Source organism: Agriterribacter sp., assembly GCF_035444585.1.
GTDB lineage: Bacteria > Bacteroidota > Bacteroidia > Chitinophagales > Chitinophagaceae > Agriterribacter.
The window spans coordinates 1-13,399 of record NZ_DAOMOZ010000138.1 but is presented as its reverse complement, the minus strand read 5'-3'; the positions used below and the strand labels follow the sequence as shown (position 1 = coordinate 13,399).

General features: G+C 44.0%; 13 protein-coding genes. 8 read left to right on the top strand and 5 right to left on the bottom strand.

The genetic code is table 11. The annotated features are described in order from the left end of the window. Nucleotides 1-213: 213 nt before the first annotated feature. Nucleotides 214-1,860 carry a transcription termination factor Rho gene (gene rho, locus PLH26_RS14430; protein ID WP_324586736.1) on the top strand — a complete coding sequence of 549 codons (1,647 nt, stop codon included), beginning with the start codon at nt 214-216 and terminating at the stop codon, nt 1,858-1,860. 270 nt (nt 1,861-2,130) lie between these two features. Here rho and PLH26_RS14425 read toward each other — a convergent pair whose 3' ends face one another. Continuing rightward, entirely contained in the window at nt 2,131-2,874 is a 744-nt protein-coding gene (locus tag PLH26_RS14425) for a biotin--[acetyl-CoA-carboxylase] ligase (protein WP_324586735.1), read from the bottom strand. A gap of 135 nt (nt 2,875-3,009) precedes the next feature. Here PLH26_RS14425 and rsfS point away from each other — a divergent pair, with 135 nt between their 5' ends. The 7 genes from rsfS (at nt 3,010) to PLH26_RS14390 (ending at nt 9,599) form a co-directional block, all read left to right on the top strand. Next, nucleotides 3,010-3,411 (top strand): ribosome silencing factor, encoded by a 402-nt coding sequence (gene rsfS / locus PLH26_RS14420; protein WP_324586734.1) that lies wholly within the window; start codon nt 3,010-3,012, stop codon nt 3,409-3,411. A gap of 86 nt (nt 3,412-3,497) precedes the next feature. After that, nucleotides 3,498-5,594 carry an ATP-dependent zinc metalloprotease FtsH gene (gene ftsH / locus PLH26_RS14415; protein ID WP_324586733.1) on the top strand — a complete coding sequence of 699 codons (2,097 nt, stop codon included), beginning with the start codon at nt 3,498-3,500 and terminating at the stop codon, nt 5,592-5,594. A 3-nt stretch (nt 5,595-5,597) separates the two neighbouring features. Further along, the gene (locus PLH26_RS14410) at nt 5,598-6,233 is read left to right on the top strand and encodes a LutC/YkgG family protein (RefSeq protein WP_324586732.1); all 636 of its coding nucleotides are present in this window, start codon (nt 5,598-5,600) and stop codon (nt 6,231-6,233) included. 23 nt (nt 6,234-6,256) lie between these two features. After that, nucleotides 6,257-7,015, top strand: coding sequence for a UDP-2,3-diacylglucosamine diphosphatase (locus PLH26_RS14405; RefSeq protein ID WP_324586731.1), 759 nt, complete (start codon nt 6,257-6,259; stop codon nt 7,013-7,015). Further along, a complete protein-coding gene (locus tag PLH26_RS14400; protein ID WP_324586730.1) occupies nt 7,015-7,845 on the top strand; it encodes a hypothetical protein in 831 nt (276 codons plus the stop codon). Before PLH26_RS14405 ends, PLH26_RS14400 begins: the two co-directional genes overlap by 1 nt. A gap of 11 nt (nt 7,846-7,856) precedes the next feature. After that, nucleotides 7,857-8,936 carry a mechanosensitive ion channel family protein gene (locus tag PLH26_RS14395; RefSeq protein ID WP_324586729.1) on the top strand — a complete coding sequence of 360 codons (1,080 nt, stop codon included), beginning with the start codon at nt 7,857-7,859 and terminating at the stop codon, nt 8,934-8,936. 111 nt (nt 8,937-9,047) lie between these two features. Then, on the top strand, nt 9,048-9,599 hold the full coding sequence (locus tag PLH26_RS14390) for a DUF8685 domain-containing protein (RefSeq protein ID WP_324586728.1): 552 nt from the start codon (nt 9,048-9,050) through the stop codon (nt 9,597-9,599). A 43-nt stretch (nt 9,600-9,642) separates the two neighbouring features. Here the strand turns inward: PLH26_RS14390 and PLH26_RS14385 are convergent, their stop codons facing one another. The 4 genes from PLH26_RS14385 to PLH26_RS14370 form a co-directional block, all read right to left on the bottom strand. After that, complete coding sequence (locus PLH26_RS14385) at nt 9,643-10,263, bottom strand: L-threonylcarbamoyladenylate synthase (protein ID WP_324586727.1); 621 nt, start codon at nt 10,261-10,263, stop codon at nt 9,643-9,645. A gap of 76 nt (nt 10,264-10,339) precedes the next feature. Beyond that, a complete protein-coding gene (locus tag PLH26_RS14380) occupies nt 10,340-11,401 on the bottom strand; it encodes a radical SAM/SPASM domain-containing protein (RefSeq protein WP_324586726.1) in 1,062 nt (353 codons plus the stop codon). Between the two features lie 44 nt (nt 11,402-11,445). Continuing rightward, nucleotides 11,446-12,096 carry a polysaccharide deacetylase family protein gene (locus PLH26_RS14375; RefSeq protein WP_324586725.1) on the bottom strand — a complete coding sequence of 217 codons (651 nt, stop codon included), beginning with the start codon at nt 12,094-12,096 and terminating at the stop codon, nt 11,446-11,448. 65 nt (nt 12,097-12,161) lie between these two features. Next, nucleotides 12,162-13,399 (bottom strand): glycoside hydrolase family 9 protein (locus tag PLH26_RS14370; protein WP_324586724.1); only part of this gene is annotated, 1,238 nt, incomplete at its 5' end.

Below are 13,399 nucleotides of genomic sequence, written 5' to 3'. Positions count from 1 at the left end.
GCGCACAAAGATAAGGGAGTAAAAAATTTTTTAGATTCCGGAAATTTGATGTATTATTGCCCCGGAATCGAACTGATCAGTTCTTACCAAGCTCCGGGATTTTATCAGTTTTAGCCATTCCGCACCAATTTCATTCAACCAAAAATTCATTTCAACATTTCTCTTTCAATTATCAGGTGTTTTTGATGAGAGGTTAAACCGTTAAGTATATTTATGTACGACATTCTGCAACTGAATGATATGCTCGTTCCTGAGCTGCTTGATATTGCCGAGCAATTGAGCATTGCTAACGCTAAAAAACTCGATAAACAGGAACTCATCTATAAAATTTTAGACAAACAGGCTATAGAAAACAGTGCTGAAGCCAAGGGCACAGAAGAAAAGGGAAGACGTAAACGTGTTGTGAAAACAACAACATCCAACAGTACCGAGGAAGCCCTTGTGGAATCAGAACCGGAAAAACCGGCAACGACCGGTAGAAAAAGAAAAACTGTTGCTGCCGAACCCGAAAAAAAGGCAGAGAAGAAAATTGTAAAAAAATCAAAGCCGGCTCAGAGTGAAGCGCCGCAACAGCCCGAGAGGAAGGAACCGGAGCCTGTTGTTGTTCCTCCTGCCGAAGAAGCAGAAGATGAAGTGCTTCTTACAGAGGAAGAAGCGCCGCAACCGGAAGCAGCATCTGTAGAAGAAGCCCAAACCGAACGCAGGCAATACCCCAGCCGCCGCGAACAGAACTTCAACATTGAGTTTGATGGGGTGATAATGAGTGAGGGTGTTTTGGAAATGATGCCCGACGGCTACGGCTTCTTAAGGAGCAGTGATTATAATTACCTTTCCTCCCCCGATGATATTTATGTTTCCCCGTCGCAGATAAAATTGTTTGGATTAAAAACCGGCGATACCGTGTCGGGTGCTGTGCGCCCGCCGAAAGAAGGAGAAAAATACTTTGCATTGCTTAAGGTTGAAACGATCAATGCCAAGTCGCCCGAAGAAGTGAGAGACCGGGTGCCGTTCGATTATCTTACGCCATTGTTCCCTTTTGAAAAGCTGAATCTTTTCACCCAGCCTTCTGCATTAAGCACCAGGATGATAGACCTGTTTACGCCTATAGGTAAAGGCCAGCGCGGACTGATCGTGGCTCAGCCCAAGACCGGTAAAACAGTATTGTTAAAAGATATAGCCAACGCTATTGCCGAAAATCATCCGGAATGTTATATGATGATCGTGCTGGTTGATGAACGGCCGGAGGAAGTAACCGATATGGAAAGAAGTGTGAGAGCCGAGGTCATAGCTTCTACCTTTGATGAACCGGCAGAAAAGCACGTAAAAGTTTCCACCATAGCCCTGCAAAAGGCAAAACGACTGGTAGAATGCGGTCATGATGTGGTTATACTGCTTGATTCCATTACCCGTTTGGCCCGTGCACACAACACGGTGGCTCCCGCATCGGGCAAAGTATTGTCGGGAGGTGTGGAAGCCAATGCCATGCAAAAGCCCAAACAATTTTTTGGTGCTGCAAGAAAAATCGAGAATGGCGGGTCATTGACCATACTGGCTACTGCATTAATAGATACCGGTTCAAAAATGGATGAGGTGATCTTTGAAGAATTTAAAGGAACCGGCAACATGGAGCTGCAGTTAGACAGGCGGCTGGCCAACCGGCGCATATTCCCCGCTATTGATCTTGTGGCTTCCTCTACCCGCAGGGAAGACCTGCTGCTGGATAAAGATGTATTGAAAAGAATGCATTTGCTGCGCAATTACCTGGCTGATATGAATGCAGAAGAGGCAATGAACGAATTGCTGAAACGCATGCGGGGAACAAAAGACAACCAGGAGTTTTTGGCCAGCATGAATAGCTGATAAAGCGTATGACTAACCACAAACGATAAACTATAGATCCATAGCCCCGGGATTTTTAAAGTGCCCGTTGAGTTTTATCTTTTGCTTCAGGGCCTCTGTTTCAGTTAATATAGAAATAACTTTGTCGAGATGCCGCTTTAAATATTCCTGCATTTGTATTTCCTGTGTCAATCCCAGCAGTTCATATTCTTCTTCAATGGAAAGACCGGCATGAAATTGGTCATTGGCAGTAAGTTGCTAAATGAAAAAGCAAATGCTCTCTATAAGGGATCATACTATCCATTCTACAGTTCCCCATAGCCATTCCAGCTCATTATTCTCCGTTTCAACTACTAGGAGTCCGTCTTCTGTAACACCTTTTACAAGGGCTTTGAACAAAAGTCCGTTTTTTTTAAATGTAACGTATTCATTCAGTTTGTACATTGCCTTCCTGTAGTCGTATAAAATTTCTTTTTCATTCCCTGCTTTCAGCGCCTCGTATCGCTGTTCCAGGAAAAAGCAAAGTTCTTTTGCCAATTCGATCGCATCAAAATCTTTTCCTGTTATTTGCCGGAGTGAAATTGCTCTTTGCAGGTATTCCGGGAAGTTTACCTGGTTAATATTGAGGCCTATTCCCGCAACTGCAAACAGCCAGCTCTCAGACCTTATGATATTTTCTATTAATATACCGCCTGCCTTTCTGTCACCCCAATAAATATCGTTCGGCCATTTTATCCGGGTTTCATAGCCTGCATATTTTTTATAAAGATCAAAAACTCCCAGCCCGATCGCTGCATTTAATAAAAATGACCGTGTGGGAACCAAAAAAGAAGGCTCTAAAACGATGCTTAGGAGAATATTTTCATCCCTGCTGCTCTGCCAGCTTTTTCCTCTTTGTCCTTTTCCGCTTGTTTGCTCCAGAGCAAGCCATGCATCGCCGTGCTTTGCCAAACGGGCATGCACCATTTGCATGGCATAGTTGTTGGTGCTGTCAATGCTGGGAATTACACTAAAAGACCGTACGAAGGATTGCATAAGAGAATACCGAATTAATTCCTATTTTTGAGCAAGTTAGATAAATGAAAAATAAATAAGCAGTCGTAAAGCGATGCTTTTAAAATATAATCAAATCAACCCCAAAAAGAGGGGTAAATCTAAAATTGATTTCTATTGGCAGCATTACAGGTGTTAACTGCACGGCCCAAACGTGCAGCCAGGTTGACGAGGAACAGTAAGCTATTTAAAACCATCATCAGCGCCATCCGTCAAAAAAAAGGAGAAAATATTGTTTCGCTTGATCTGCGTAAAATACATGAAGCCGTTGCAGATTTTTTTATTATTTGTGAGGCTTCCAGCAATATACAGGTGAGAGCAATTGCCGACGCAATTGAAACTGAAGTGAAGAAAACCACAGGTGAGCTACCGTATCGCCACGAAGGCTACCAGGCGCTGCAGTGGGTGCTCATAGATTATGTGAATATTGTAGTACATGTTTTTCAGCCCGAAACAAGGAAGTTTTATAAGCTGGAGGAAATGTGGAATGATGGTCATCACATGCAGCATGACATATAAATCAAAGAACAACGGCAACAATAATTTTTATGTAACTGGTATATCCGGTTTTTTATTTTAATTTAAATATTTAAGCGAAGAAGTTTATGGCACAGGATAATAATCAGGGTAAAATACCAGGATTCAATAAGCGAACGGAGGGTGACGACAAGTCTCAGCGCCGTGGTCCCAAATTCAGCATATACTGGGTTTATGGTATTGTTGCACTTTTACTGGTAGGCTACCAGTTGTACAATGGTGCTACACCAACGGCCACAGTGATCTCGGATCTTCAGTTCCGCAACGAAATGCTTGTTAAAAATGATATTCAGAAGCTGGAGCTGGTCCGCAATAAGGACCTGGTCAGGGTTTTTATAAACAAAGACAGCCTTAATAAACCTATATACAAAGAGCTTTTGGGAGACAGATGGTCCATTGTTTCTAAAACAGATGGACCGCATTTTCAGTTCGAAGTTCCGGATGCAAAAACATATACAGGCACCACGCTCGCTGAATTTTACAAAGAACACCAGCAGGTAAAAGAAGTTCCCGTTAAAATTGTGACTGAATCAGAATGGTTTGGGTCTTTGCTCAGCTATATATTTCCCTTGCTGATGTTTGCCCTGCTTTTTATTTTGATGATGCGGAAGGTGGGTGGTCCCGGCGGCGGCGGCGGTCCGGGCGGTATTTTCAGTATTGGTAAATCCAAGGCCACCTTGTTTGAAAAAGGTACCAAAGTGAACATCACTTTTGCCGATGTAGCCGGGTTGGAAGAGGCCAAGCAGGAAGTAATGGAGATCGTTGATTTTTTGAAGAATCCCAAAAAATATACCGCGCTTGGTGGTAAAATTCCAAAGGGGGCTTTGCTCGTTGGATCTCCGGGAACCGGTAAAACATTGTTGGCTAAGGCTATGGCCGGCGAGGCGCAGGTGCCTTTCTACAGTATGAGTGGTTCTGATTTTGTGGAATTGTTTGTAGGAGTAGGGGCCAGTCGTGTAAGAGATCTGTTTAAACAGGCAAGGGAAAAAGCACCCTGTATTGTATTTATAGATGAAATCGATGCAATAGGGAGAGCCCGGGGAAAAAATGTGATGATGAGCAATGATGAAAGAGAGAATACACTTAACCAGCTATTGGTAGAAATGGATGGGTTTGGAACAGACAGCGGAATTATTATCCTTGCTGCCACCAACAGGCCCGATGTGCTGGATAGCGCCTTATTACGCCCTGGTCGTTTCGACAGACAAATAACCATTGACAAACCGGATGTAAAAGGCAGGGAAGAAATATTTCATGTGCATCTGAAGCCGATCAAAAAATCAAACAAGCTTGATGTATTTAAGCTGGCGGAACAAACACCGGGTTTTGCGGGTGCCGATATAGCCAATGTTTGTAATGAGGCTGCCCTGATAGCCGCACGTAAAGGCAAGTCGGAAGTTGAGATGGATGATTTTCAGGATGCAATTGATCGGGTTATCGGCGGACTGGAAAAGAAAAACAAGATCATCTCTCCTGATGAAAAGGAAATTATTGCTTACCACGAAGCGGGCCATGCTATTTGCGGGTGGTTCCTGGAACATGCTTACCCGTTGCTGAAGGTTACCATTGTTCCCCGCGGCACAGCGGCACTTGGATATGCCCAGTACACTCCTAAAGAACAATACCTCTATAATACTGATCAGTTAAAAGACCAGTTGGCCATGACCCTGGGCGGAAGGGCAAGTGAAGAGATCTTCTTTGGAAAAATTTCAACCGGCGCCAGCAATGATTTGCAGCAGGTAACCAAAATCGCCTACTCTATGATCACCATGTATGGTATGAATGAGAAACTGGGAAATATCAGCTACTACGATCCTCAGCAGGAGAATTATTTTACCAAGCCGTTCAGTGAAGAAACGGGCAAGATCATTGACGAAGAGGTAAGAAAGCTGATAGATGAAGAATACACCAGAACCAAAAGTTTGCTGATGGAAAAAAAGCAGCAGGTTGAAATCATTGCTAAGGAACTGCTGACACGGGAAGTGCTTTTTCAAAGTGATCTGGAGCAATTGATCGGCAAACGCCCGTTTGAGGAAAAGAAACCGGCAGATGTAGTGCACGACCATCATCATCACGATGATGAAAACCCTTCTTCTTCCAATGGCTCTGAGGGCGGCGGTATCAGCGCCGGTGTTCCGCCTGCTGAAATTATACCTAAACCATAAGCCATGAAGGTATCTCCTGCAAAGGAAAATATGCTTAAAAAAATACGGAAGGCACTGAGTACATCGGTGCCTTTGCCTTTTCCTCAGAGCGAGGGAAACAATTCGGTGTTTTTACCTCCTGCCGATGAGGCTGAGATCGTTTTTGCGGAAGCATTTGGAAAACAGAATGGACGGTTTTTATACTGCGCCAGTGAAACCGAACTGCTGCAGCAATTATCCCTTCTTATCCGGCAAAGGCAGTGGAAAGAAGTGTTTTGTAAAGAAATCCTTCTCAGGCAAAGGCTTGCGACTCTAAATTTTGCAGGCTTTTCTAAAAAGCCCTTACATTTTGCAGATGCGGCCATTACCGGCTGTGAAGCGCTGATAGCAAGAACAGGAACAATTATGATGAGCGCGGCGCAGCAAAGCGGCAGAACCACCAGTGTATATGCACCTGTGCATATTTGTGTGGCTCACGTAGCCCAACTGGTGTATGACATAAAGGACGGGCTGCAGCTGATAAAAGAAAAATACACCGGCAGGTTGCCTTCGCTTATTACCTTTGCAACCGGCCCCAGCCGTACGGCCGATATTGAAAAGACTTTAGTGGTTGGGGTTCATGGGCCTAAAGAAGTATTTGTGTTTTTGACAGAGAATTGAAGCATTCATTTTATCTTGCGCAAATGCAGGTTCTTACAGGGAAAAAAATATACTTTCTTTCTGACTTTCACCTCGGGGTTCCCGATCATGCTTCAAGCCTGGAACGGGAAAAACTAATTGTTCGTTTTCTTTCCGAAGCAAAAGAAGATGCCGCAGCCATTTTTATTGTTGGCGACCTTTTTGACTTTTGGTATGAATATAAAAAAGTTGTGCCCAAAGGGTTTGTCCGCATTTTGGGCAAACTCGCCGAATTAACAGACAGCGGCATACCGCTCTATTTTTTTGTGGGCAATCACGACATGTGGATGAGCGGCTATTTTGAAAGGGAGTTGAACATCCCCGTGTTTTATGAACCGCAGCATTTCGAATTCAACGGTAAAGAATTCCTGGTAGGCCATGGCGATGGGCTCGGCCCCGGCGATAAGGGGTATAAATTTTTAAAAAAGATATTCCGCAATAAAATGAGCCAGTGGCTGTTTGGCATTTTACCGCCTTATATGGGCATGGGTATTGCGCATCGTTTTAGTAAAAGCAGCCGTGCAGCAACCGGTGAAGACGATGCCCGCTTTTTAGGCGAAGATAAGGAGTGGCTGATCAGCTATTGCAGGGAAGTGCTGAAGCAGAAACATTATGACTATTTTATCTTTGGCCATCGACATCTTCCCATTGATTTTACATTGAACGATAACAGCAGGTACATTAATCTGGGCGACTGGATCCGGTACAACAGCTACGCCGTATTTGACGGACAGAACCTTGAATTGAAATACTATCGACCCTGATGCGCTTTTCTTTTATCATATTATTATGTTGTTCTGTTTTTTGCGTGCAGTCGCAAACCGGTTCCGGTGACAAAGCATCAGGAACGGCCTTTTTGCCTCCTGTGTCGCTATACAGAGGCAGTGTTAAGCAGTTTGCGGCCGACAACCTGGGGAATATTTATGTGCTCACGCCTGCAGGCCTTTTAATAAAGCTTAACAGCAGGGGCGACTCTCTGAATGTTTTTAATGATGTACGCCGTTATGGAACGGTGTATGCGATAGATGTAACAAATCCGATGAAAGTACTGTTGTATTATAAGGATTTTTCAACGATACTTATGCTGGACCGTTACCTGAACAGGATAAACATGATAGATCTGCGAAAGTCGGGCATTTTTCAGGCGAAGGCGACAGGGCTGTCGTACGATAACAATGTATGGATATTTGATGAGCAATCTGCGAAGCTTAAAAAGATTGATGAAACAGGCAGCGTGCTCATTGAAACCACAGACCTGCGGCAGGTACTGGATGTTGTGCCGTCTCCGCATGCCTTAGTAGACAGAGATGGTTTTGTATATGTTTACGACAGCACAAAAGGATTATATGTATTTGATTATTACGGAGTGCTGAAAAATGCCCTGCCGTTAACGGGGGTCACCGATTTACAGGTGATGGGTAAAACCATTGCCGGGCGCAGGCAAAACAAATTGGTGCGGTATACATTGGGAACGCTGGAGTTGCAGGAGCAATCGCTTCCGGCAATTATACAAAGCGCGGAAAAAATTTATATTACACAGCAGGGTGTTTATGTGCTCAATGGAACGGGTATTGAAATGTACCCATATTATTAAAGAAAGATAGCATGAACGATTTTTTGGACAGGATGGTTTTAAACAACCGCATAGGGGATTATCTTACTATCGGCCTGATCATTTTTGGAATGTACATGCTGAAAAAATATTTCAGCAGGCCTATCGTTGCTTTTATTATTTTTTTATCGAAACGAATGGGCAGGAAAATAGACCGCAAGGCTTTTGTTGACCTGATACTTGCCCCGCTTGAATATTTTATCATCATCCTTACTGCCGTTATCGCACTTTCTTCTTTGAATTTTCCGGAAATATTTAAATACAATTTTTATAAAACAGATACTAAAACGATCGTTGACCGCATTGCGATAACACTTCTCATTGTTTCCTTTTTCTGGTTATTGTTGCGGATGATTGATTACCTGGCATTGGTTATTGCTAAAAATAACCAGAGCGAAGACATGCAGGGTGAACATCAACTGGTTATCTTTATTAAAGATTTTTTAAAAGCCATTGTGAGCATAGCCGGTTTATTGGCTGTAATCAAGTTTGCGTTCCGGTACCAGATTTTAGACCTTCTCACCGGGCTGGGGATAGCAGGCGTGGCGCTGGCGTTGTCTGCAAGGGAAAGCCTGGAGAACATTATCGCTTCTTTTATCATTTTCTTTGATAAGCCTTTTGTAATAGGCGATGTGCTTAAGGTACAGAACGTAACGGGTACAGTGGAAAGAATTGGTTTCAGAAGCACACGGTTGCGCACAACCGAAAAAACATATGTGAGCGTGCCCAATAAGCAAATGGTGGATAGCATTGTAGACAACCTGAGTCTTCGCACACAACGCCGCGCCGACTTAAAGCTGGAAATTGATACTGCTGCTACATCGGAGCAGCTCCGTCAATTGCTGGAAGGCATGAATGAAATCCTGCAGCACCCGAAAATCGAGAACAGGAATCTTTTTTTAAACGATATTGTACAACAGGGATATATTGTGCAAACAGATTATTATACCGCACCTGTACCTATTGATGAATTTAATGCTTTAAAGCAGGAAATAAATCTTAAAGTAATACAATTAATGGAAACGCTGGGAATCGAAATATCGTCATTGATTCCTAAAACCAGACCCTCATAGAGAGATTATTTCGATTTGAGTTACGATAAGACTTCCTTAAGATGCGGCCTTTTTGTATTACCTGTTCTGCAAAAAATTTTTATCTTGAGCCTCACTTATACGTAATGCATTATGGAACAGGAACAACTTACTTTAGGCATTGGTACCCGGTTGCAGCATACGCAATTTGGCCCCGGCGTTATTGTAGGCGTTAAATACGCTGTTTATATGATCTCGTTTATTCATCATGGCATAAAAGAAATTGACAAAGGCGATCCGCAGCTTGACGAGATCATTCCGGAAAACGTAACCGCAGAGGTGGAAACCGTTTCGGGAACAGAAAAGTCACTGCTCAAAATTTTACGGCTGTGGGGAGGTATAGCGGAAAAAGTGCCGTTGGGCGACCGGTGGACCGGCGGAACTATGCTGCTACAGCCGGCAGACCACTCATTGAAGCCCAAAGAGATACCCGTGGAAATTTTCTTTCACAAAATTGTAATGCTGCGCGACAGGCTGAGGGTTCTGGAGCAGCAGATCAACGCGCATAAAAAGCTCAGCGATGAAGACAAGGTGAACCTCCAGCAATATATAACCCGCATATATGGATCGTTAACAACATTTAATGTGCTTTTTAAAAATAAGGAACAATGGTTTATTGGTGAAAAGGGAGGTAAAGAAGAGTGAGCTGCGGGTGATTGTTGTGCCGGGATCAGCCGTTCTTCACACTTTAGAATTGCTCTTCTTCCACCCACGCTCCCAGCCCCTTTCTCACCAGAACCGGTTGCTGTCCGGTGCAGTCAATCACCGTGGAGGGCGTTAGCCCGCCGATACCGGCATCTATAACAATATCTACCAGCTTATTAAAGTTCTCCTCAATGGTTTCAGGATCGGTATATTCTTCTACCCTATTGCCTGGCAGGGTTGTGCTCAATATGGGATGCCCCAGTTCCTTTACGATCATTCTTGCAATTTTATTCTCCGGCACCCTTATCCCCACCGTATTTTTTTTACTTTTCAGTATTTTGGGCACTTCTTTGCTCGATGGTAATATAAAAGTATAAGGGCCGGGAAGATGGTTTTTTAATATCCGGTATAAAGGGGTATCAATACTTTTGGTGTAAATGCTCAGGTCACTGAGGTCGTAGCACACAAATGAAAAGTTGGCTTTTTGGGGGTCAATATGTTTAATGCGTGCAATACGCTCAATGGCTTTATATTGAAAAATGTCGCAGCCCAAACCATAAATGGTATCTGTGGGATAAATAATGATGCCGCCATTTTGCAAACATTCCACAACCGTTTTTATCTGGCGGGGTTGCGGATCAACGGGGTGCACGTGCAAAAGCATATATAAGAACAAATTGGTTTTTAGTAACGCTGACCGAAGCGGGAATGCTGAAAGGAGGTTCGTTAATTAACAGTCATCAGCCCCACACTTTTGTTCCTTCGCTGCAATTGGCGCAAATATCAATATTCTTCCGGCTGGCCATCAGCTCACTGCGAAATTGCCTGTAATTGTCGTTGTGCCAGATTTCTTTAAATGACTGCGTTTTTAAATTGCCCAGGCGGTGCATGGCATCTTTATCAAAGCAGCAGGGAACCACCAACCCATCCCAGGTAATTACATTGGCATGCCATAGTTTCCAGCAGTGGTTATTCAGTTTATTTTTTACCTGGTATTGCCCTTTTTTGTCTTTTTTGTAGCGACTGAATTTGCCGGCAGAAGGAATTAAGTTGTTGGGATCATTTTTGTAATCGTATACCTGGGCCGTTTTAAACCATATGTCGTCAACACCTATTTCTTTTGCCAGTTGTTTCACTTCTTCTACCTGGTGTTCATTAGGCTTTACTACAAGGAACTGGAAAATAACAAAAGGTGTTTTGCTTTTCAGCTCTTTCTTCCATTTCACTATATTTCTAGCGCCTTCCAGTACTTTATCCAGCTTACCGCCGCGCCGGTATTGCTGGTAAACCTCCTGGGTAGTTCCGTCAATGGAAATGATCAGTCTGTCCAGTCCGCTTTCCACCGTTTTCCGGGCATTGCTGTCATTCAGATAATGCGCGTTGGTTGATGTTGCAGTATATATTTTTTTGTTGGAAGCATAACGCACCATTTCCAGGAAGCCGGGGTTAAGATAGGGCTCACCCTGGAAATAAAAGATAAGATACAGGAGCTCTTTGTGTATTTCATCAATGGTTTGGCTGAAAAAATCTTTTTTAAGCATGCCCGTAGGCCGGGTAAAACTTCTTAGTCCGCTCGGGCATTCGGGGCAACGCAGGTTGCAGGAAGTAGTGGGCTCAAAAGAAACAGAAATAGGATAACCCCATTGCACCGGCTTTTTTCTCCAGCGGCTTATGTAATAACTGCTCAGTACCTTACCGGCATTCCAGGCACGACGAAAGCTGAGCTTGGATAATAAATTGATAGTATCATAAATATGGATACCGGGCATAGGCATAAAGGTAAAGAAATATGGATCATCCATTTGTATATATAACGGTCTGACCCTCCGATGGAGGGTGCCGACCGCTATTTCAGCAATTCATCTGCCCTTACCAGGCGATAATTTTTTTGTTTAAGATACTCAATAAGCCTGGGTAAACGATAGTACATTTTGTCGGTGCGTTTGGGGTCGGTGCCAATATGCAGCAATAAAATGAAACCGTTTAATCCCCTTGTTTGTTCGTACCTGATTATGGATTGGTATATGGTATCGGATGTTCTGTAGTTCTTCATACCGGGTGTAGTATAATCTGCATTGCTTGATGTGCCCGGTGTAAAATTAATAAGTTGTAATCCTAACTGTTTTGTCCAGGCAGCAATGCTGTCGTTGTACCACTCATAAGGCGGCAGAAAAAGCGGGGCATTTTTTTTAGTGATGCCAAAATTGCTCATTGTAGCATAGGCATTCAGCAAATCGGTGGTAAATGCTTCCTTTGTTACCAGTAAGCTATCTCTTTTGTACCAGTCGCAATACAGCAGGTGCCTGTTGGAATGACTGCCCAGGTAATGCCCGTCTTTTTTTAAACGTTTGATAATTTTAGTGAATGCAGGATTGCTATAAAAATTCCCGGTAAGAAAGAAAGACCCCTTTACGTTTTTTTCTTTTAATGTGTTCGCAATAAACTCACCCCCGTCTCCAAACTCATCTCCCGTAAAAACAATGGCGATGGCCTTCATGGCAGTATCGCTCCTTACTATACCACCATGATCGTAGCTGAATTTTTTGTGCTGCTTATTACCGATTACGGTTTTTTTTTAACAGGAGCTTTAACCGGCAGGGGGCCGTTGCTTTCCTTAGCTGCCAGCAGGTAGATCAGTGAGGCGGTTCCATCCATGGTGGGCTCATTGGTGCTGTAATCTCCTGAATCATCGTGATACACTGCCAGCCGGCTTTGAAACGCCGCATATTCATCGGGTTTGGTAAGCTGCAGCCCGATAAGATTCCCAAAAATGCTTCCATACACGGGCCCGTCCACGATGCCTCCGTTAACCGGGAAGTTACCTACTTTTAAAAATGAGGCATGCGGGTCGGCAGGCGTATCGCCCCATGACGGCAAACCATATACCATGCTGGTTCCCCATGGATTGCAGCCAAACAACCAGTCAAAATTGGCCTGTTCGAGCTCTTCAAAGCTTTTATCGCCGGTTGCCTGGCGATACCAGTAGCACTGTATGGCAAATGAAGTGGTAAGATTATTGCTGCACCATATAAAAGGTACACCGCGTAAAAAAGCATTCTGTTTTGCTTTGTTCCATACCAGTTCAATCCCTTTTTTGTAATAGCCGGCTACGGTATCCCTTCTCTCATCGCTTAATTTTTTGATCAGTTCATAATGACCCACATTAATAAAAGGGTACCACTGGTAATGACTGGCGGTATCGGCGCCCAGCCAGGGTGTTAGCGGTTCCTTTTGCGCCAGGCTATACGCATAATCAATACTGCTGGTGCCGCCTAACTGTATTTCAGCAGCATCGCCGAGCATGGCGCCTGCCAATTCCATATCGTCCATCCAGTTGTCTTCGGCATAAATGTAGGGTGATACTACCGAGGCGGTTTGCGTGTTGCCCGGTTTCTTTAATCCAAATGCAAAAGCGGTGTGCGACTTTTCTTTTAATATTTTTGAATAATCATCATCCAGTGAATTAAAAACGAGAGATCCCAGTGAAAAAGCACTGCTGAATTTGCCTGCTGTTGAAGAAGTGCCCTTTGTATTGTTCATAAATTTCCCGCGTATTTGCGGTGCTCCGCTCACAAAATAAACCGGCCGCTGGTATCCGCGGCCATACTGACTGTCCATTCCGGGCATGCGCATCCCGATATGATCGCGGTCATCGGCTACCTGGTTGAACATCCAGTCTGCACGCGGATGCATTTTTAACAACCAGTCTAATCCCCAGCGGGCTTCGTCCAGCACGTCGGGTATATCGTTTCTTCCTTCCAGCCCGTTGGCCTGGTGGGCATCGCCGAAAACACCGGGAA